The 20612-nt window shown below is 30.0% G+C and carries 17 protein-coding genes and 1 pseudogene; all 18 read right to left on the bottom strand.

The genetic code is table 11. The features are described 5' to 3' along the window. Window positions 1-86: 86 nt before the first annotated feature. The 18 genes and pseudogenes from FDN13_RS00395 to topA all read right to left on the bottom strand — a co-directional run bounded on the left by FDN13_RS00395 (window position 87) and on the right by topA (window position 20598). Window positions 87-4379 (bottom strand): PolC-type DNA polymerase III, encoded by a 4293-nt coding sequence (locus FDN13_RS00395; protein ID WP_138978358.1) that lies wholly within the window; start codon window positions 4377-4379, stop codon window positions 87-89. Window positions 4380-4395: 16 nt separating this feature from the next. Continuing rightward, window positions 4396-5022 carry a glycosyltransferase family 2 protein gene (locus FDN13_RS00390; RefSeq protein WP_138978357.1) on the bottom strand — a complete coding sequence of 209 codons (627 nt, stop codon included), beginning with the start codon at window positions 5020-5022 and terminating at the stop codon, window positions 4396-4398. A gap of 17 nt (window positions 5023-5039) precedes the next feature. Further along, a complete protein-coding gene (gene ispG / locus FDN13_RS00385) occupies window positions 5040-6086 on the bottom strand; it encodes a flavodoxin-dependent (E)-4-hydroxy-3-methylbut-2-enyl-diphosphate synthase (protein ID WP_138978356.1) in 1047 nt (348 codons plus the stop codon). 10 nt (window positions 6087-6096) lie between these two features. Continuing rightward, window positions 6097-7107 (bottom strand): RIP metalloprotease RseP, encoded by a 1011-nt coding sequence (rseP, locus tag FDN13_RS00380; RefSeq protein WP_371414829.1) that lies wholly within the window; start codon window positions 7105-7107, stop codon window positions 6097-6099. Between the two features lie 13 nt (window positions 7108-7120). After that, entirely contained in the window at window positions 7121-8269 is a 1149-nt protein-coding gene (locus FDN13_RS00375) for a 1-deoxy-D-xylulose-5-phosphate reductoisomerase (protein ID WP_138978355.1), read from the bottom strand. Beyond that, window positions 8266-9252, bottom strand: a complete 987-nt coding sequence (locus tag FDN13_RS00370; protein ID WP_138978354.1) for an AI-2E family transporter — start codon at window positions 9250-9252, stop codon at window positions 8266-8268. The genes FDN13_RS00375 and FDN13_RS00370 overlap by 4 nt, the downstream gene beginning before the upstream one ends. Before the next feature lie 4 nt (window positions 9253-9256). Further along, entirely contained in the window at window positions 9257-10057 is an 801-nt protein-coding gene (locus tag FDN13_RS00365; protein WP_138978353.1) for a phosphatidate cytidylyltransferase, read from the bottom strand. A gap of 12 nt (window positions 10058-10069) precedes the next feature. Beyond that, window positions 10070-10831 (bottom strand): isoprenyl transferase, encoded by a 762-nt coding sequence (locus FDN13_RS00360; protein ID WP_138978352.1) that lies wholly within the window; start codon window positions 10829-10831, stop codon window positions 10070-10072. Between the two features lie 42 nt (window positions 10832-10873). Then, window positions 10874-11059, bottom strand: a complete 186-nt coding sequence (locus FDN13_RS00355) for a hypothetical protein (RefSeq protein ID WP_138978351.1) — start codon at window positions 11057-11059, stop codon at window positions 10874-10876. Continuing rightward, on the bottom strand, window positions 11060-11617 hold the full coding sequence (gene frr / locus FDN13_RS00350; RefSeq protein WP_138978350.1) for a ribosome recycling factor: 558 nt from the start codon (window positions 11615-11617) through the stop codon (window positions 11060-11062). Window positions 11618-11630: 13 nt separating this feature from the next. Beyond that, a complete protein-coding gene (gene pyrH / locus FDN13_RS00345; protein WP_138978349.1) occupies window positions 11631-12344 on the bottom strand; it encodes a UMP kinase in 714 nt (237 codons plus the stop codon). 79 nt (window positions 12345-12423) lie between these two features. Continuing rightward, window positions 12424-13341, bottom strand: a complete 918-nt coding sequence (tsf, locus tag FDN13_RS00340) for a translation elongation factor Ts (protein ID WP_138978348.1) — start codon at window positions 13339-13341, stop codon at window positions 12424-12426. A gap of 66 nt (window positions 13342-13407) precedes the next feature. Then, a pseudogene (rpsB, locus tag FDN13_RS00335) lies at window positions 13408-14105 on the bottom strand (30S ribosomal protein S2). A 231-nt stretch (window positions 14106-14336) separates the two neighbouring features. Continuing rightward, window positions 14337-15116: a GTP-sensing pleiotropic transcriptional regulator CodY gene (gene codY / locus FDN13_RS00330; RefSeq protein ID WP_138978347.1), complete on the bottom strand. Its 780-nt coding sequence runs from the start codon at window positions 15114-15116 to the stop codon at window positions 14337-14339. 19 nt (window positions 15117-15135) lie between these two features. After that, window positions 15136-16539 carry an ATP-dependent protease ATPase subunit HslU gene (hslU, locus tag FDN13_RS00325; protein WP_138978346.1) on the bottom strand — a complete coding sequence of 468 codons (1404 nt, stop codon included), beginning with the start codon at window positions 16537-16539 and terminating at the stop codon, window positions 15136-15138. Window positions 16540-16565: 26 nt separating this feature from the next. Next, on the bottom strand, window positions 16566-17096 hold the full coding sequence (hslV, locus tag FDN13_RS00320) for an ATP-dependent protease subunit HslV (protein ID WP_138978345.1): 531 nt from the start codon (window positions 17094-17096) through the stop codon (window positions 16566-16568). Between the two features lie 104 nt (window positions 17097-17200). After that, entirely contained in the window at window positions 17201-18520 is a 1320-nt protein-coding gene (gene trmFO, locus FDN13_RS00315; RefSeq protein ID WP_138978344.1) for a methylenetetrahydrofolate--tRNA-(uracil(54)-C(5))-methyltransferase (FADH(2)-oxidizing) TrmFO, read from the bottom strand. A gap of 5 nt (window positions 18521-18525) precedes the next feature. Next, entirely contained in the window at window positions 18526-20598 is a 2073-nt protein-coding gene (gene topA, locus FDN13_RS00310; protein WP_138978343.1) for a type I DNA topoisomerase, read from the bottom strand. Window positions 20599-20612: the final 14 nt, after the last annotated feature.

Here is a 20612-nt window from a genome sequence, read left to right as displayed (position 1 = left end):
AAGTAAAGAGTGGGAAAACCCACTCTTTAAAGTAAAACATATTAAGCCTTATGAAAATTATAGCATTGCAATTAATAATTTGCAAGTTAAAATAGGGAAAGCTGGTTACTTTCAGGTAAATTTTTAATACATCCGTGGTTATCTAAAATTTCAATTACAGTTTTTGAAACCTTTGCTCTTATTCTTAAATCTTCCTTTGATAAAAAAGGTCCTTCATCTCTTGCTTTCACAATACTCTTTGCTGCTGTTTCGCCTACACCCTGAAGTGCTTTAAAAGGTGGTATCAAAGCATTATCTTCAATAATAAATTTAACAGAATGGGATTTTTGTAGATCTACTGGTACAAATTTAAATCCTCTTTTATACATCTCAAGGGCAATCTCCAGAACTGTCAGTAAACCTTTATCTTTTTGCGAAGCACTATTACCCATGCTTTCTATTTCTTTTATTTTACTTAATATTGTTTTTTCACCTTTTACAATTAAGTCAGCATCAAAATCATCAGCTCTAACTGTAAAATACGTAGCATAGTAAGCTAATGGATAATAAACTTTAAAATATGCTATTCTAACAGCCATCATAACATAAGCTACAGCATGACCTTTTGGGAACATATACTTTATTTTATTGCAGGAATTAATATACCAATCAGGTACATTGTTTTCTTTCATTTCTTGTATATCTTCATCACGTAATCCTTTTCCCTTTCTAACTCTTTCCATTATGTTAAAAGCATGTTTGGGCTCAACACCTTTATAAATTAAATAAAGCATAATGTCATCTCTTGTAGATATAACTTCTTTAAGAGTTGCATAACCTTCGCGTATAAGATCCTGTGCATTATTTAGCCAAACATCTGTACCATGTGATAATCCTGAAATTCTAACAAGTTCAGCAAAAGTTTTAGGTTTTGTGTCAAGAAGCATCTGCCTTACAAATTTTGTACCAAACTCCGGAAGTCCTAAAGTTCCTACTTCACAATTTATATCTTCAGGTTTTACTCCAAGGGGTTCTGTTGAAGTAAAAAGTTTTAATACTTTTTCATCTCCTAAAGGAATTGTCCTTGGATCTACGCCTGTTAAATCCTGAAGCATCTTTAAAACTGTAGGATCATCATGACCTAATATATCAAGCTTTAAAAGTCTTCCACTTATAGAATGATAGTCAAAATGCGTAGTTATAATATCTGAATTAACATCATCAGCTGGCCTTTGAACAGGAGTAAATTCATATATTTCTTTATCTCTTGGAACAACCATAACGCCTCCAGGATGTTGACCGGTTGTCCTTTTAACTCCTGTACATCCTTTAACAAGCCTTTCAATTTCAGCTTGGTTTATTGTTAGTTTTCTTTCTTCAAGATAGTTTTTAACAAAACCATAAGCGGTTTTCTCTGCAATAGTGCCTATTGTTCCTGCTCTAAAAACATGCCCTTCACCAAAGAGTTCCTCAGTATATTTGTGAGCAGTGCTTTGATATTCTCCAGAAAAGTTTAGATCTATATCTGGTTCCTTATCACCTTCAAAACCTAAAAATACCTCAAAAGGTATATCATGACCATCTTTATTCAATTGTGTATTACATTTTGGACATTTTTTATCAGGTAAATCAGCCCCTGAACCTATACTTCCATCTGTAAAGAATTCTGAATACTTACATGTAGGACAGACATAATGGGGAGGCAACGGATTAACTTCAGTTATTCCACACATAGTAGCAACAAAGGAAGAACCGACAGAACCTCTTGAACCTACTAAATAGCCATCTTTAATTGATTTTGAAACCAAACGATTGGCAATAAGATATAAGACAGCATAACCATTATTTATTATTGAATTTAATTCTTTTTCAAGCCTTTTTTGAACGACCTCAGGTAAAATATCTCCATAAGTTTCATGGGCTTTTGATAAAGTCATATTTTTTATTTCATCTTCTGCACCATCTATCTTTGGAGGGAATGTTTCATCAGGTATAGGTTTAACAGGTTCAACCATATCGGCTATAATATTTGTATTTTTAATAACAACATTATATGCTATATCTTCTCCAAGGTATTTAAATTCCTCTAACATTTCATCAGTTGTTTTAAAATATAGCGGTGCTTGGTCATCAGCATCTTCATACCCTTGACCAGCCATAAGTATTCTTCTAAAATATTCATCCTTAGGATCAAGAAAATGTACATCTCCAGTAGCAACAACAATTTTATTAAATTTTTCACCAAGGTATACTATTCTTTTGTTTATTTCAAGCAACTTTTCTTCGTTTTCAACAGTTCCATTTCTTATTAAAAACTCATTATTACCTCTTGGCTGAATTTCAAGATAGTCATAAAATTTTATGATGTCTTCCATTTCATTGTCAGAAAGACCGTTCAAAACTCCTTTAAAAACTTGACCTGCTTCACAGGCAGAGCCAATTATTAAACCATCCCTATATTGTTGAAGGAGGCTTTTGGGAATTCTTGGACGTTTATGAAAAAAATTTAAATGAGATTGTGATATTATTTTATAAAGATTAATCAGTCCTTCTTGATTTTTCACAAGAATTACAATATGATAAGTATCAGCTTTTTTTATATCAAAATTACCATTATAAAGAGCATTTACATCATCAAGGTTTGAAGCATTCTTTTGCTTTAACATATCAAGAAATTTAATAAATATATGTGCAGTTGCAGTTGCATCATCTACTGCTCTATGATGATTATTAAGAGAAACTCCTAAATGTTCTGCTATAATGTTAAGCCTATGTTTCTTTAAATCCGGTAAGAGCCACCTTGATAATAATAAAGTATCAACTATTGCGTTATTAAAATTAAGTCCTTGTATTTTTGAATTATTTTTTATGAATGACGTATCGAATTTAGCATTATGTGCAACTACAGGAGCATTTCCAACAAAGTTTAAAAACTCTGGTAAAACCGTTTCAATTGAAGGTTTATCTTTTACCATTTCGTTAGAGATACCTGTTAATTTTGTTATTTCATTTTTTATTTCCTTTTTAGGCTTTACAAGACTTGAAAATGTATCAACTATAGTAAAATTTTTGATTTTAACAGCACCTATTTCAATTATTTCATCATTGTTAGAATTTAAACCTGTAGTTTCAATATCAAATACAACAAACTCATCTTCCAAAGGCCATTGTTTTGATTTTATTATTGCTGGCTCTCCATCATCTACAAGGTATCCTTCTACACCATATATTGCTTTAATGCCTTCTTTTTTACATGATTCTGATACTTCTGGAAATGCTTGGACAACACCATGATCTGTTATTGCAATAGCTTTATGCCCCCATTCCTTTGCCCGCTTTATTAATGAAGTTGCAGAAGATACTCCATCCATTGCACTCATTTGTGTATGAAGATGAAGCTCTACCCTTTTCTCTTCGCATTTATCAATTCTTTTTACAGGTTCAATTTTTTCTATAGCAGAAGCCAAGATTATTATTTCTTTTATATATTTGTCATATACTACCTCACCCTGTACTTTTAGAAAAACTCCCTCTTTTATTTGAGATTTTAGTTCTTCAATCATTTCAACCTTTGGAAAAAATTTTATGGTAATAGAGCTTGTATAATCAGTAATAAAGAAACTAAAAATATATTTACCATTTTTAGTTTCTTTAATATCTATTTTAAATACTTCACCTGAAATCACAACACTGCCAAGTTCTTCACGAATAGATATTATATTGACATTTTCTCCTACAAGCTTTTTACCATATATAATTGAAGATTTTAAATTGTTATTGTTTTCTAATACTATATTCTTGCTGACTTTATTTTTTTCTTCAACTTTATTTTTATCAAGATAATTTATTAATAATTTTTTATCTTCTTCTTCTTTTATCATATTATACTTCTCAAATTCTAAAGCTCTTAACTCAAACTTAATTTTTATTTTTTTGCCTATTAAATTAAATATACTTTTGCTTATAATTTCTTCTGCATTTTTTAATTTCAACATGTTCAATGAAAATTCATTGTCAATATAAATTATAATATTTTCATCACTAATTCTATAATCTGATGCCTGAAGTAAACAACAAATATAAGGATTATTACAAAAAGCATTAGATATTATGTTCTTATATATTACTTTATTATTAATATCATTTAATGTAATATTGTTTTTAATATTGTTTTCTATATGGAATGTAACTTCCCCAGAAATATTAAATTTATTACATAAAAATTTTTTTATAGCTTCAATCTTATTATTGTCAATATCAGTATTAGTTATAAAATGAATTTCCCATGTATTGGTTGTTTTATTTATAAATGCTTTTTTAATATAAACAGACTTAGAAATATCCTTAATATCATTTATACCATCTTCATCATAAAGTATATCTTCAAGTACTATTGACATTTTTTTCCCCCTGTCTTTACATTTTTAAGCATTTTACTATTTCCCAATACATTTTCATTCTTGCAGCTATACCTTTTTTAAACCCAAGTTTTTCTTCTTTCATTATATGCGTCATATCTTTTAGCTCAACTGTTTTTACCCTATAGTTTTCTTTTTCAACGAGTTTTGTTAAAGCTACTTCAACTCCGTATCTTGTCATATCAATATTATTTATATTTGTTATTATTTCCTTTTTAATAGCCCTTTGTCCTGAAAGATGAGGTGCCACTTTTTGAGCAAGGTCAGTAGCTAATCTTCCATTTGAAAAGATTCCAATTGTCATATCAGCTTCATCATTAATAACCGGTTCTAATAACGATATGACATGCTGTTTAGTTAAGCCTATAAGATCAGCATCAAGAAAAAGAAGAATATCAGCATTTGCATTATCTATTCCAGCTTTTAAAGCAGCTCCTTTTCCCTTATTTTCTTCGTATTCAATTGTAAATACGCCCATATCCCTTGATATTTTAGCAGTATTATCCTTAGAGCCATCGCTAACAACTATTACTTCATCAATGATTTTAACGCTTTTTACTACTTCAATAACATCTTTTATTGTTTTTTCTTCATTAAAAGCTGGAATTATACATGCAGTTCTCATAAATATCACCCTATTAATTATAATTTGTTAATTTCATTAATTAATTCATCAAGAAGTAAATCTTCACTGACTTTTTTTATTATTTTACCATTTTTAAATATAATACCTTCACCTTTACCACCAGCTATACCTATATCAGCTTCTTGAGCTTCACCAGGGCCGTTAACAACACAACCCATTATTGCTACTTTTATTGGCTTATTTATATCTTTAAGTAAATTTTCTGCTTTCTTAACAATACTTATTAAATCTATATTTGTTCTACCACAGGTAGGACATGATATTATTTCTATACCAAATTGCCTTACTCCGCAAGCTTTTAAAATTTCTTTTCCTACTTTTACTTCTTCTATTGGGTTGTCAGTTAAGGATACTCTTATTGTATCCCCTATTCCGTGGTATAGCAAAGTTCCTATGCCAACTGCTGATTTAATACTTCCTGAAAATATAGTACCTGCTTCAGTAACTCCTAAATGGAGGGGATACTCTGTCCTCTCAGCTAAAAGCATATAGCCTTCAATATTTTCTATTACATTTGACGATTTAACTGAAATAACAATGTCAAAAAAACCATTCTTCTCTAAAATGCCAACATGCCTCAAAGCACTTTCTACAAGAGCCATGGGAGTGGGCCTTTTATATTTTTCAAGTAAATCTTTCTCTAATGAACCAGAATTTACACCAATTCTAATAGGTACTCCATTATGTTTTGCAGCACTTATAACTTCTCGAATTTTATCTTCACTACCTATATTACCAGGATTTAATCTTATTGCGTCTGCACCATTTTTGATAGATTCTATTGCAAGTCTGTAATCAAAGTGAATATCAGCAACAAGAGGAATATGAATACTTTTCTTTATATCAATTAATGCCCTTGCAGATTCCATATCAGGCACAGCTACTCTAATTATCTCACAGCCTTCTTTCTCAAGGGATAAAATTTGATTTACAGTTTCTTTTATGTTTTTTGTTTCTGTATTTGTCATGGATTGAACTGATATTGGGGAATCTCCACCAACAAAAATATTTCCTACTTTAACTTTTTTACTCTTTCTTCTCATCTATATCACCTTAATACGAACTCAGTCTTATTATATCTTTAAATGTTACAAGTATTGCAAAAGCCATTAATATTGCAAACCCTATTAAATTTATTAATCCAATTTTATTTTCATCTATTTTTTTCCCAGTTATTGCTTCATATAGCAGAATTATAACCCATCCTCCATCAAGTGCAGGAAAAGGAATAAGATTAAACACTCCAAGGTTAATACTTAAAAAGCCTGCAAAGAAAAGAAGGTTCCATAGGCCTACTTTTGCTGCTTCCCCTGACATTTTAACAATTGCAACAGGACCACCTACATCATTCGTAGAAAACTCACCTTTAAAAATTTTACCTAAGAAAATAATCATTTGCTTTATTGATGTAATAGTTTCACTAAATCCAGTTCTAATCGATTCAATCAAATCTCCTTTAACAAGCTTTGGAGAAATTCCTACTAAATATCTATCTTCATTTTTATTATAAACAGGCTTTAAATTTATCTCAATTATATTATTATCTCTTTTAACTGTCATTTTAAAAGGTTTATCTTTGTTTTCTGAAATAAATTCTTTAAATTGGTTCCAGGTATATATTTTTTGCTCATTAACCATCAATATCTTATCGTTTGGTTTTACTCCAGCACTCATTGCAGGATAACCTGCTTCAACACTGCTTACAATAGGTTTTACAACACCTAAGTTATAAGCAACTAGTATAAATAGTATTACTGCAATTAAAAAATTCATAAATGCTCCAGCAACTATAATTATTAACCTTTTCCATGGACTTTGATTACAAAATGCCCTTGGATCAGTACATTGCTCCTCTTCTCCAAGCATTTTAACATATCCACCAATAGGAAGTATTCTAAGTGAATAATCAGTTTCTTTTGTTTTGAAACCAAATAGCTTAGGGCCCATTCCAAGGGAAAACTCTAAAACCTTAACATTAGAAAGTTTAGCGGTTATAAAATGTCCAAATTCATGGCTTGTTATAAGTAGCCCAAATACAAATACTGCTGCTAAAAATGTTTGCAAATTGATCACACTCCTAATCAACTAAAGATTTAATATATTCTTTAATATAATTTTCTATTTCTAAAATTTTATCAACAGTTATATCATATATAACATTATGGTTTTCCATAACTTTTTTTATTAGTTCTGCAATTTCTAAAAATTTTATTTTATTATTTAGGAATAAGTTAACAGCTTCTTCGTTTGCTGCATTTAAAACTGCTGGCATACTTCCTCCTGTTTTGGCAGCCCAAAGACCTAATTTTAAGCATTCAAATGTTTCATAGTCAGGCTTTTCAAAAGTAATTTCACCTATATCGAATAAATTAAGATAACCTATTTGACTTTCATATCTATTTGGATAATCAAGAGCATACTGTATCGGGTGTCTCATATCGGTTTTACTAAGTTGTGCAATAATAGAACCATCAATGTATTCAACCATCGAATGTATAATGCTTTGAGGATGAATGACAACATCAATGAAATTATAATCTATATTAAAAAGATAATGAGCTTCTATCACTTCAAGAGCTTTATTCATTAATGTTGCTGAATCAATTGATATTTTTTTTCCCATATTCCATCTTGGATGTTTTAGAGCCATTTCAGGAGTAATATCTTTAAGTTCATTCTTTTTCATACCTCTAAAAGGTCCACCAGAAGCTGTTAAGATTAATTTCCTAACACTACTTATATTTTCTCCTTTAATGCATTGAAAAATTGCATTATGTTCACTATCTACTGGTATTATACTTGCCTTTGAATCTTTTAACTCACGTTTTATTATTTCTCCTCCGACAACTAATGTCTCTTTGTTTGCCAAGGCTATTGTCTTTCCTGCTCTTATAGAAGCTATTGTTGGTTTTAATCCAATCATTCCAACAACTGAATTCAATATTATATCTGCATCATTCAAAGATGCTATAAATTCGAGGCCCTCTACTCCACATAGCACTTTTGTTTTTGAATTGGATAATTTTAATTTAAGTTCACTATATTTTTTTTCATCCATAACAACTAAATATTTAGGATTAAATTCAAGGGCTTGTTCATATAGAAGGTCAATATTTGTATTTGCTGATAAAGCTAAAATTTTATATTTATCACTATTTTTTCTAATAATATCTATTGTTTGTTTGCCTATTGAACCTGTTGAACCCAAAATTGATATCTTTTTCATAAGTATAACCTAAATCTCCCTTCATAGTACTTATTATAAAGTTCTTTTGTTAAAATTATCATAAATGGGCCGAAAATTACTCCCCAAATACCAAATATCAAAATTCCAATATATAATGAAAAAATTGTTGTAACTGGGTGAAGCTTTAATTTCGTTCCTACAAATTTAACCTCAAGTATTTGCCTTATGATTTGCAAAAGAACATATAAAAGTATAAGGCCAATTGCAAAAGCAAAGTTTTTTATTATTACCTCATATACTATCCATGGTAAAAAAATTATTGCTGGACCAACAATTGGTAATATATCAAGTATACCACAAATTAAACCTATAGTTAATGCGTTATTTGTTCCCAATATATAAAGGCCAATAACAGTTTCAAATGTTGTTATTAATACGAGTTTTATTTCTGCTGTAATAATGTTATTTATTTTGGTTATTACTCCTTCTATGATAATAAAAGCTTCAAGAGGTAAAATTTTTTTTGATTCTTTTATTATTTTGGGCAAATCAATACTTATAAGAATAGAGGTCATAAGAATAATGAATAAATATATAAATCCATTTATTGTTGAAATTATAGTTTTAAATATTTTACTACGATATGTTATTATAAGATTTTGTAAAGATGTTATTAATTGTTTATAATTGTTATTTATATTTATAAATTTTATATTGTTTGTAAGCTCTTCCAAAAGCTTTGGAAGGTAATTAAAAAAATCTATTATTTGTTTATAAGCATAATTAGATATAAAGAAGACGATTAAAACCAAAGATATAAGAAAAAGACCATAGCTTAATATACATGCCAACTTTCTTTTAAGACCTGCTTTATTAAAAATATTAATAAGCGGTTCAACAAATATAATTAAAATGATTGATATAACAAAAGGCCATAAAAAAACAAGGCAAAGCTTAAGAATTATTGTTATAATAAATATTATTGCTATTATCTTAAGTATTGCCGAATTTTTTTTCAACATCGAATCATCTTATTAAGATTGCTATATAATAGTATACTATCGGTATAGTAAAAAGTATGCTATCAAATCTATCAAGCATACCTCCATGCCCAGGCATGATATATCCATAATCTTTTATTCCTACATATCTTTTAATTAAAGATGCAGATAAATCTCCTAACTGAGATACAATTGAACCTATGATTCCAAGAAATATTAGTAAAGTCCAGCTAAAAGATATGCTATTTTTGCAAATAATACCCCATATTATAGTTCCTAAAACACTTCCTACAATACCTCCAATTGAACCCTCAACTGTTTTTTTGGGGCTAACCAGTGGACAAAGTTTTCTCTTCCCAAAAAATTTTCCTGAATAGTAGGCTGCTGTATCACAACTCCAAGCTATTATAAAAACTAACCAAATTAAGTAGCTTCCTCCCTTTGAATAATCCCTTATTAAAGGTAAGAAACTAAAAAAACAAACTATATATATAAAACCTGTAATTGTTAAAGCCGATGAAATTATATTGTATTTTCTTTTAAAAATTGGTGTTGCCATACTTAATATTAAAATTAAATATATTATTGGTAAAATAAAATTTTTTAATGAATCCAAATAAATCAAAATAGATATCAATAAAAAACCTAATATTAAAACTGAGTTTATAATTTTGTAATCAGAATTTTTATAAGCTAATATGTATTCATATATACTTATGCCTGTTACCAAAACTACAGCTGACTTAAAGATTATTCCACCAAAGGTAACACAAAATATCAGTATTGGAATAGCAATAGCAGCACTTATAACCCTTCTATCAAGCATATTGTTGCCCCCTTATTTTACGTTTCCAAATCGTCTATCTCTACTCTGATAATCTTTTATGGCTTTATAAAGATGATATGGCTTAAAATCAGGCCAATAAACATCTGTAAACCACAATTCAGTATAAGCTATTTGCCATAACAAAAAATTGCTAATTCTTAATTCTCCACTTGTTCTTATCAAAAGATCAGGATCTGGTATGTTTGATGTGTAAAGATAATTTGAAATTAAATTTTCATCAATTTTATCAATTTCTATATTTTTATTATAAACTTCTTTTGCTATATTTTTAATAGCTCTAACTATTTCGTTCCTTCCTCCATAATTTAAAGCCAAATTAAGCATCAACCCTGTATTTTTTTTAGTTTTAATATTTGAATTAATAAGTTCTCTTTGACATATATCAGGAAGCATAGAAATATCGCCTATATAATTTATAATAACATTATTTTTATGTAGTTCCTCAAGTTCACCTTTTAAATATTCTACTAATAAATTCATTAATGCATTAACTTCATCTGCAGGTCTTTTCCAGTTTTCTGTTGAAAAAGCATATAAAGTTAAATATTTAACACCTATATTTGAACATACTTTTACAATTTCTCTTATTGTCTCCACGCCAGCTTTATGCCCAAAACTCCTTGGTAAATTTCTTTTTTTAGCCCATCTACCATTCCCATCCATAATTATTGCAATATGCTTAGGGATTTTATCTAAATCTATTTCTTTTAATAATTCTTTTTCTAATAAATTATTAGCGTTTTTAAAAAACATTTAGGTTCCTCCCTATTTAAAAATCCCCTCTTTTATGAGGGGTTAAAAATATGCAACATAAATTTCAACTATTTCATCTTTATATTTTATATTTATTATTCTAATATCATTGCCTAATTTTGTATTTTTGGTGTCAAATACTTCTATAATTTTGTAGTTAATATTGCTACTTTCTATTTGCGATTTAACGTTCTCAAGCTTAAATCCAATATATTGATTAAAATTCATTTAGACAGACATAATCTCCTTTTCCTTATTTTCTACTATTTTATCAACTTCCTTTATGTAATTATCTGTAAGCTTTTGAACTTCTTCTTCTGTTTTTTTAATTTCATCTTCTGAATGAGTATTTTCTTTTTTAATATTTTTTAACTTTTCGTTTGCATCTCTTCTAATTGATCTTATTGCAACTTTTGCATCTTCTCCATGCTTTTTTACAACTTTAACAAGATTTTTTCTTGTTTCTTCAGTAAGTTCAGGCACCACAAGCCTTACCAATTGGCCGTCAGATATTGGATTGATTCCAAGATCAGATTTTTGAATAGCTTTCTCAATAGGTTTTACCATACTTTTGTCCCAAGGTTGAATCACGAGCATTCTTGGTTCTGGAACTGAAATAGTTGCGACAGCTGATATATGAGTTGGTGTACCATAGTAATCAACAGTTATCTTATCAAGCATTGAAGCATTAGCTCTGCCAGCCTTTAAGCTTTGAAGCTCTTTTTTCAAAACTTCAATAGATTTTTTCATTTTGTCCTCTGTTATAGTGATAACTTCCTTTATCATAAAATAACCTCCTTTAAAAATTTCCAACAATAGTTCCAATGTTTTCACCACATACGGCTTTTTTTATATTACCAACTTCATCTAATGCAAAAACAATAATAGGAATGTTATTATCTTTGCATAAAGATGTAGCTGTTGAATCCATAACTTTGAGATCTTTTTCTAAGACCTCCTGAAAAGTAAGTTTATCGTATTTTTTTGCATTCATATTCTTATGAGGATCACTATCATAAACACCATCGATTTTTTTTGCAAGAAGAATAACCTCTGCTTCAATTTCTGCAGCTCTTAGTGCAGCTGCTGTATCAGTTGAAAAATATGGATTTCCTGTACCTGAGGCGAATATAACAACTCTTCCTTTTTCAAGATGTCTCATTGCCTTTCTTCTTATAAAAGGCTCTGCAATTTCTCTCATTTCAATTGCTGTTTGTACACGAGTTACAACTCCCATACTTTCTAATGAATCTTGAAGAGCCATTGCATTTATACATGTTGCAAGCATCCCCATGTAATCAGCTGTTGTCCTATCCATTTCACCTCCATTTCTACCTCTCCATATATTACCGCCGCCAACAACAGCACCAACTTCTACTCCCATTTCAACAATTTCTTTAATTTCGCTGCTAATTCTTTTTACAACATCAAAATCAATTCCATACCCTTTCTCTCCTGCAAGAGCTTCCCCACTGAGTTTTAACATAATTCTTTTATATCTCGGGCTATTCATATTATAACCTCCTAAAAGATATTCTACACAAAAGTGATATTTCCTTCTTCAAAAAAAGAGAACACAGGTGTGTTCTCTTTTAGCATTTAATTTGCTTTGCTACTTCTTCTGCAAAGTTTTCTTCCTTTTTCTCTATACCTTCACCTTTTTCAAACCTTGCAAACTTAACGACTTTTATTTCTGTGCCTAATTCCTTTGATTTATTTTCAATGTATTTTCTAATAGTCATATCTTGATCTCTTATCCAAAGCTGTTCAATTAAGCAAACATCCTTATAATATTTTTGCATTCTTCCTTCAACCATTTTTTCTATTATTTTTTCAGGTTTACCTTCATTTAAAGCTTGCTGCTTGTATATTTCTTTTTCCTTTTCTATTACATCAGCAGGAACATCTTCCTTATTTAAGAATAATGGATTAGCAGCTGCAATTTGAAGTGCAAGTTCTTTACCAACTTCTAAAAGACCTTCTTTATTTTGACCTTCTACCTGAACCATTATACCAATTCTTCCGCCACCATGTATGTAATCAACAAGTACACCATTATCAGTATTGAATTTTTCATATCTTCTAAGTTTCATGTTCTCGCCAAGCTTAGCAATAAGTGCTGTTATAGCATCTTTTACTAACATTGACTCATCAGCTATATATTTTTCTTCTAATAGTTCATCCAAGTTAGATGCTTTTGATAGTGTAGCTTGTTTTGCAAGGTTCTTTGAAAGATTAACAAAATCATCATTCTTTGCAACAAAGTCTGTTTCACAGTTAACTTCAATTATTGCCCCGGACTTTCCATCTTCAGATATGTATGTTTGTATAAGACCTTCTGCAGCTATTCTTCCAGCTTTTTTAGCTGCTGATGCTAATCCTTTTTCTCTTAATATCTCTATTGCTTTTTCAATATCACCATCAGCCTGTGTTAGAGCCTTTTTACAATCCATCATACCTGCTCCGGTTCTTTCTCTTAATTCACTTACCATTTTAGCAGTAATTACCATAACAACGCCTCCTTTATGATATTAAAGGTAAGGGTTAAGATATTCCCCTTTACCCTTACCTTATATTTATTCTGCCATCTGTTCTCCTTGACGACCTTCTATTACTGCATCAGCAATTTTTGAAGCAATAAGTTTTACTGCTCTTATTGCATCATCATTACCAGGAATTACATAATCAACTTCATCTGGATCGCAGTTTGTATCAACTATAGCAACAATCTTAATTCCAAGATTTCTTGCCTCTGCAATTGCATTCTTTTCCTTTCTTGGGTCTACAACAAAGACAACATCAGGAAGTCTTGACATATTTTTTATACCACTTAAGTTCTTTTCAAGCTTTTCTTTCTCATGTCTTAATTTTATAACTTCTTTTTTGGAAGAAGATCAAATGTACCATCTTGTTCCATTTTTTCAAGTTCCATAAGTCTTGCAATTCTTGTTCTAATTGTCTTAAAGTTTGTTAGCATTCCACCAAGCCATCTCTCATTTACATAATGCATTCCGCATCTTATTGCTTCTTCCTTTACTGAATCCTGGGCTTGTTTTTTTGTACCCACGAATAATATTTCTTTTCCTTCAGCTGCTTGGGATTTGACAAATTCATAAGCTTCTTCAATCTTTTTTACTGTTTTTTGAAGGTCAATGATGTAAATGCCATTTCTTTCTGTAAAAATATACTGGGACATCTTAGGATTCCATCTTCTTGTTTGATGTCCAAAATGTACTCCTGCTTCTAAAAGCTGTTTCATTGATATTACTGACATAAAAACACCTCCTGGTTTTTCCGCCGCCATATTCATTTTCTTAAAAGTCCTATAAGGCACCCTTTTAAGAATTGTATGACGTGTGTAATATTACCTTAAGTAGTATAGCATATAAAATCAGACATAGCAATAACATAAAAAAATTTTTTTGTATTTTTAAAAATAAAAATTCACAATAAATAGTTTTACCAATTTTATATTTTCTATTCATGCAAAAAGCTTAGAAGTATTTTAGCTTCTAAGCTTTTTAAGTTCATCAAGTAACTTGTCATTTAATATCTTAATATGCGTTCCCTTCATACCTAAGGATCTGGATTCTATTACGCCTGCACTTTCAAATTTTCTTAAAGCATTTACTATAACAGATCTTGTAATACCAACTTTATCAGCTATTTTACTTGCAACAAGTAAACCTTCATTTCCTTCAAGCTCATTAAATATATGTTCAACTGCTTCAAGTTCTGAATAAGAAAGTGTTCCTATTGCAAGTTGAACAACAGCCTTTTTCCTTGCCTCTTCTTCATATTCATCCTGTTTTGATCTTATAATTTCCATTCCAATTATTGTAGCACTATATTCAGCAAGTACAAGATCATCATTGTCAAATTCTTTATCATACCTTGCTATTATTAAAGTTCCTAATCTTTCTCTGTTGCCCATTATAGGTACAATCGTAGTTATTTTATTATGATGTAGGCACTCTGTATCGTGATCAAACACGCAAAGACCTTCTTCTTTAATATTTGGCTTTGTTTCTGTAATCTTTAAAATTTTATTATTATATTCTTCTGGAAACTTTTGTTCAGCAAGTACCTTTTTACTTACTATTTCACATTCAAAACCAGCAAAAAGACTGTAGCCTAATATTTTACCTTTTCTACTTACTACATATACATTGCAATCCATTATTTTACTTAATAATTCACATATATCAGAAAAAATTACAGGTTCAGTAGCTGATTTTTGGAGTATTTTATTTAGCATTCGTGTTTTATCTAATAGCGTCTGCATTTATTATTCACTCACCTTTCTATATTATATATTTATTTATATCTGTTTCTTTAATGTATTTTTTCATTTTTTCTTTAACATAGAGTTCATCAATAACAATTCTCTTTTCTTGTATATCAGGTGCTTCAAAGGATATGTCCTTTAATACTTCTTCAATAACTGTATGAAGCCTTCTTGCTCCTATGTTTTCATATTGCTGATTCATCTTATATGATACTTCAGCAATGTAACTTATAGCACCGTCATCAAATATTAATTCGATACCTTCTGTTTTTAATAATTCAATATATTGTTTAGTTAATGCATTTTTGGGTTTTAATAGTATCTGTTCAAAATCTTCCTTTGTAAGATTTTGAAGTTCTACATGTACGGGGAATCTTCCTAATAGTTCGGGTATTAAATCAGTAACTTTGGATACATGAAATGCTCCTGCAGCAATAAAAAGTATATAATCGGTTTTTATAGGACCATATTTAGTATTTACAGTGCTCCCTTCAACTATAGGAAGAATATCACGTTGTACTCCTTCCCTTGAAATATCAGGTCCATGGGTAGTACCTTTACCTGCTATTTTATCAATTTCATCTATGAATACTATTCCTTGTTCTTCAGCACGTTTTTTGGCCTCTTTATATACATCATCCATATCAATCATCTTTTCTGCTTCTTCTTGTTGAAATATCCTTAAGGCTTCTTTAACTGTGACTTTCTTTCTTTTTTTCTTCTTAGGGAAAATATTACCAAGCATATCTTGAAGGTTTATATTCAAATCATCTAAATTTCCACCTGCTATTATATCAAAGGGAGCTGCAGAATTATCCTCGATTTCTATTTCAATAAGCATATCATCAAGAAGACCATTTTCAATTTGTTTTTTAATTTGTTCTCTCTTTAAAAAGTTATCGTCATTATAATCTTTTTCTAAATCATCTTCTTGATATTTTTGATTTTCTCTTTGAGGGGCAAATAGATACCCAAAGGGATTTATTATATCATTTTTTTTCTTTGGATTAGGTGCAAGCTGCTCAGCTATCCTTTCAATAGCAAGTTCCTTTGCTTTACCTTCTGTAATTTTATATTTCTCCTCTTTAACAATTCTAACTGAATCTTCCATTAAGTCTCTAATAATAGAATCAACATCTCGGCCTACATAGCCTACTTCTGTAAATTTTGTTGCTTCTACTTTAACAAAAGGTGCATTTATAAGTTTAGCAAGCCTTCTTGCAATTTCAGTTTTTCCAACGCCTGTGGGACCTATCATTAAAATATTTTTAGGCATTATATCTTCTTTTATATCATCTTTTAATAGATTTCTCCTATATCTATTTCTTAAGGCTATTGCTACCATTTTTTTTGCTTCATTTTGACCTATAATATATTTATCAAGTTCTTCAACAATTTTTTTGGGTGTTAGATTTTCCAAATTAATCCCCCCTTACCCACAGGTTATCATAACTTCTCAACTATTATATTATTGTTAGTATATACACAAATCTCTGAGGCTATATTTAAAGATTTTTCAGCTATTTCAATAGCAGAAAGATTAGAATGCCTATACAACGCCCTTGCGGCAGCAAGAGCATACATTCCTCCTGAACCAATTGCTGCAATTCCATCTTCAGGCTCAATTATTTCCCCACTACCAGAAATGATAAGAATACACTCTTCATTTGCAGCTATCATTAATGCTTCAAGCTTTCTTAATATTTTATCGCTTCTCCACGCATTTACAAGATCAACTGCTGCTTTTTTAATGTTGCCTCCATGCTGCTGTAGCTTTTCCTCAAACATTTCTGATAAAGTAAATGCATCCCCAACAGATCCTGCAAAACCAATTAATACCTTATTGTTATATATTTTTCTTATTTTTTTTGCAGTGCCCTTTATTATAGTATGTTCACCCAAAGTTACCTGACCATCCCCAGCTATTGCGACATCATTACCTTTTTTAACAGCTACAATGGTGGTTGCTTTAAACATTTTTCCACCTTCCCCTTAGCCTTAGCCTGATATAGTTAGAATAGTTTGAAATGTTTTGAAGTTTAAATAAAAACAATAATTAGAATATATCATAAAAGAAATTATTAATCAATAGTTATTCGATTATTTTCTACATATTTCCTTAAAGATGATATTGCATTTTCTGAAATTTTTAAATTTTTCAATCGTTTATCTTTAATATGTTCCTTTATTGGAGGTATTATACCAAAATTTATATTCATAGGTTGAAAGTTTCTTACTGTACCATTTGAAATATATCTTGCAAGGGAACCAATTGCTGTATCTAATGGGAAAACAAAAGGTTCTTGGTTATTAACAATCCTTGCCATGTTTATGCCTGCAAGCATTCCCATTGAAGTTGATTCTATATACCCTTCAACACCAGTAATTTGTCCTGCAAACATTATCTTAGGATATTTTTTCATCTGTAGCGTTGGAAGTAACAACTTTGTAGAATTAATGTACGTATTTCTGTGCATTACACCATATCTTACAAATTCCGCATTTTCAAGTCCTGGTATCAATCCAAATACTCTTTTTTGTTCTCCCCATTTAAGATTAGTTTGAAAACCTACTATATTATATAAAGTTCCATCTGCATTGTCGCGTCTTAATTGAACTACTGCATAGGGTTGCTTCCCTGTTCTAGGATCAATTAACCCTACAGGTTTTAAAGGTCCATATAAAAGTGTATTAATTCCTCTTTCAGCCATTTTCTCGACGGGCATACAGCCTTCAAATACAATTTGTTTTTCAAAGCTTTTGATTTCTGCTCTTTGTGCATTTATAAGCTCAAAATAAAATTTGTCATATTCTTCCTTATTCATAGGGCAGTTTATATAAGCTTCTTCTTCACCTTTTCCATATCTTGATGCTTTAAATACTTTATGTAAATTTATAGACTCATAAGTTACAATCGGAGCTGCAGCATCATAGAAATAAAAATATTCACTATTTGTTATTTTTTTTATCTCTTCAGATAAAGCATCTGAGGTTAAAGGACCAGTGGCAATTATTGTATAAGTGTTAGTATCAATTTTTGTTACTTCTTGTCTTATAACTTTAATATTAGGATGATTTAATATTTTTTTTGTTATACATTCAGAAAAGGATTCTCTATCTACTGCAAGGGCCCCTCCTGCAGGAACAGAATTTTTATCTGCACATTCCATTATAAGGGATTTTAAAATTCTAAGTTCTTCCTTTAAAAGTCCTACGGCATTCTCAAGAAGATTAGATCTTAAGGAATTACTACATACAAGTTCCCCAAACTTATCCGTATGATGAGCAGGTGTAAATTTTTTAGGACGCATTTCATATAAATTCACTTTTATTCCTCTATTTGCAAGTTGAAAAGCTGCCTCACTTCCAGCAAGGCCAGCACCGATAACATTAACTTCCATATATATCACCTTTCAGTTTTTTTATATTTGCATTCTTCATTTAAGCATATAAACTGTTTTTGACCTTTTAAATTTTTTTCATAGAGTATTTCACCACAATTAGGACATTTTTCGTTAGTAGGCTTATACCAACTTACAAAGTTACATTCAGGATATCTGCTACATCCATAAAATATTTTGCCTTTTTTACTTTTTCTTATAACAACCTTCGATCCACATTTAGGACATGGAACATCTATTTCTTCAACAAGAGGTTTAGTATTTTTGCATTCAGGATACCCAGGACATGCAAGGAATTTACCAAATTTACCACGCTTTATAACCATATTTCTTCCACATTTATCGCATTTAACATCTGTAACTTCTACTTGTTCCTCGATATCTATCTTACTTATCTTCTCTTCTGCAGATTCAATTTGACTCTTTAAAGGTCTATAAAAATCGTCAACAATTTTTATCCAATATGCTTTTCCATCCTCAATCTCATCTAATTTATTTTCCATTTGAGCAGTAAATTCAACATCAACTATATCTTTAAAGTATTCTTTTAATAAGTCCGTTACAACAATACCAAGTTCTGTAGGATATAATGATTTTTTTTCTTTTACTACATATCCTCTTTCCAATATCGTACTTATAATAGGAGCATAAGTACTTGGTCTTCCAATTCCATTTTCTTCTAATGCTTTAACAAGAGTAGCTTCTGTATATCTTGCTGGAGGTTGAGTAAAATGTTGAGCTGGATCTAGGGATTTTAAACATAAAACTTGACCATTTTCAAGCTTTGGTATTTTATTTTCTTCTTCCTCATCCTCTTCTGTTTTATATACTGTTAAAAAACCAGGAAATTTCATTGTACTTCCATTTGCTTTAAATAAATAGTCTTTTGCTTTTATGTCAACAGTAATTGTATCAAAAACAGCTTCTGACATTTGGCTTGCAATAAATCTTGACCATATAAGATTATACAGCTTATATTGATCATTAGTTAAAGAATCTTTTATGCTATCAGGTTCTCTTTCTACCATAGTTGGTCTTATTGCTTCATGAGCATCCTGTGCATTTTCTTTTGTTTTATAATTTCTTTTTATTGCAGGTATATAATTATCTCCATATTTTATCTTAATATATTTTAAAGCACTTTCTTGAGCTTCGCTAGAAATTCTAACTGAATCAGTTCTCATATATGTAATAAGCCCTACAGTACCTTCATTTTTTAAATCTATGCCTTCATAAAGTTGCTGTGCAATTGACATAGTTTTTTTAGTTGTAAAATTAAGTTTCTTATAAGCTTCCTGTTGAAGCGTACTTGTAATAAAAGGCGGAAGTGGATTTTTCTTTCTTTCTTGATTTTTAATATCTTCTACTCTAAATTCACTATTTTTAATTTCATTAATTATGCTATTAACTTGTTCTTCTGAATCAATTGAAATTTTTTTGTTGTTTATACCATAAAATTTAGCTTCAAATGTCTTATTTGCTTCTTTAAACTTTGCAGTAAGGGACCAATATTCTTTTGGTATAAAATCTTTTATTTCTTTTTCTCTATCACATATAAGTCTTACGGCAACCGACTGAACTCTTCCAGCGCTAAGTCCCCATTTTACTTTTCTCCATAAAATTGGGCTTATCTTATATCCAACAAGTCTATCTAATATTCTCCTTGTTTGCTGGGCATCGACAAGATTTTTATTTATAGCTCTTGGCTTATTTATTGCTTCAAATACAGCTTTTTTAGTTATCTCGTGAAATTCAATCCTGCATTTTTCATTATCATCAAGTCCAAGAATTGTTGCAAGATGCCAAGATATTGCCTCTCCTTCCCTATCAGGGTCTGTCGCCAAAAATATTTTATCAGATTTTTTTGCTTCTTTTTTGAGTTCATCTATAAGTTTGCCTTTACCTCTAATAGTTATATATTTAGGCGTATAATTATTCTCAATATCAACACCTATTTGGCTCTTAGGCAGATCCCTTACATGTCCCATTGATGCTTTAACTTTAAAGTTTTTATCTAAGAATTTTCCTATAGTTTTTGCTTTAGAAGGTGATTCAACAATAACAAGGGACTGAGCCATCTAAATAACACCTC

Source organism: Caloramator sp. E03 (assembly GCF_006016075.1).
Lineage (GTDB): Bacteria > Bacillota > Clostridia > Clostridiales > Caloramatoraceae > Caloramator_B.
Note: the sequence above shows the minus strand (reverse complement) of the source record. Positions and strands in the feature narration are given on the sequence as shown.

Excerpts from the sequence above, each read along its gene's own strand:
- FDN13_RS00395 (WP_138978358.1), bottom strand. The coding sequence starts at position 4,379 with ATGTCAATAGTACTTGAAGATATACTTTATGATGAAGATGGTATAAAT.
- FDN13_RS00390 (WP_138978357.1), bottom strand. The coding sequence starts at position 5,022 with ATGAGAACTGCATGTATAATTCCAGCTTTTAATGAAGAAAAAACAATA.
- ispG (WP_138978356.1), bottom strand. The coding sequence starts at position 6,086 with ATGAGAAGAAAGAGTAAAAAAGTTAAAGTAGGAAATATTTTTGTTGGT.
- FDN13_RS00375 (WP_138978355.1), bottom strand. The coding sequence starts at position 8,269 with ATGAAAAAGATATCAATTTTGGGTTCAACAGGTTCAATAGGCAAACAA.
- FDN13_RS00370 (WP_138978354.1), bottom strand. The coding sequence starts at position 9,252 with ATGTTGAAAAAAAATTCGGCAATACTTAAGATAATAGCAATAATATTT.
- FDN13_RS00365 (WP_138978353.1), bottom strand. The coding sequence starts at position 10,057 with ATGCTTGATAGAAGGGTTATAAGTGCTGCTATTGCTATTCCAATACTG.
- FDN13_RS00360 (WP_138978352.1), bottom strand. The coding sequence starts at position 10,831 with ATGTTTTTTAAAAACGCTAATAATTTATTAGAAAAAGAATTATTAAAA.
- FDN13_RS00355 (WP_138978351.1), bottom strand. The coding sequence starts at position 11,059 with ATGAATTTTAATCAATATATTGGATTTAAGCTTGAGAACGTTAAATCG.
- frr (WP_138978350.1), bottom strand. The coding sequence starts at position 11,617 with ATGATAAAGGAAGTTATCACTATAACAGAGGACAAAATGAAAAAATCT.
- pyrH (WP_138978349.1), bottom strand. The coding sequence starts at position 12,344 with ATGAATAGCCCGAGATATAAAAGAATTATGTTAAAACTCAGTGGGGAA.
- tsf (WP_138978348.1), bottom strand. The coding sequence starts at position 13,341 with ATGGTAATTACTGCTAAAATGGTAAGTGAATTAAGAGAAAGAACCGGA.
- codY (WP_138978347.1), bottom strand. The coding sequence starts at position 15,116 with ATGCAGACGCTATTAGATAAAACACGAATGCTAAATAAAATACTCCAA.
- hslV (WP_138978345.1), bottom strand. The coding sequence starts at position 17,096 with ATGTTTAAAGCAACCACCATTGTAGCTGTTAAAAAAGGTAATGATGTC.
- trmFO (WP_138978344.1), bottom strand. The coding sequence starts at position 18,520 with ATGGAAGTTAATGTTATCGGTGCTGGCCTTGCTGGAAGTGAGGCAGCT.
- topA (WP_138978343.1), bottom strand. The coding sequence starts at position 20,598 with ATGGCTCAGTCCCTTGTTATTGTTGAATCACCTTCTAAAGCAAAAACT.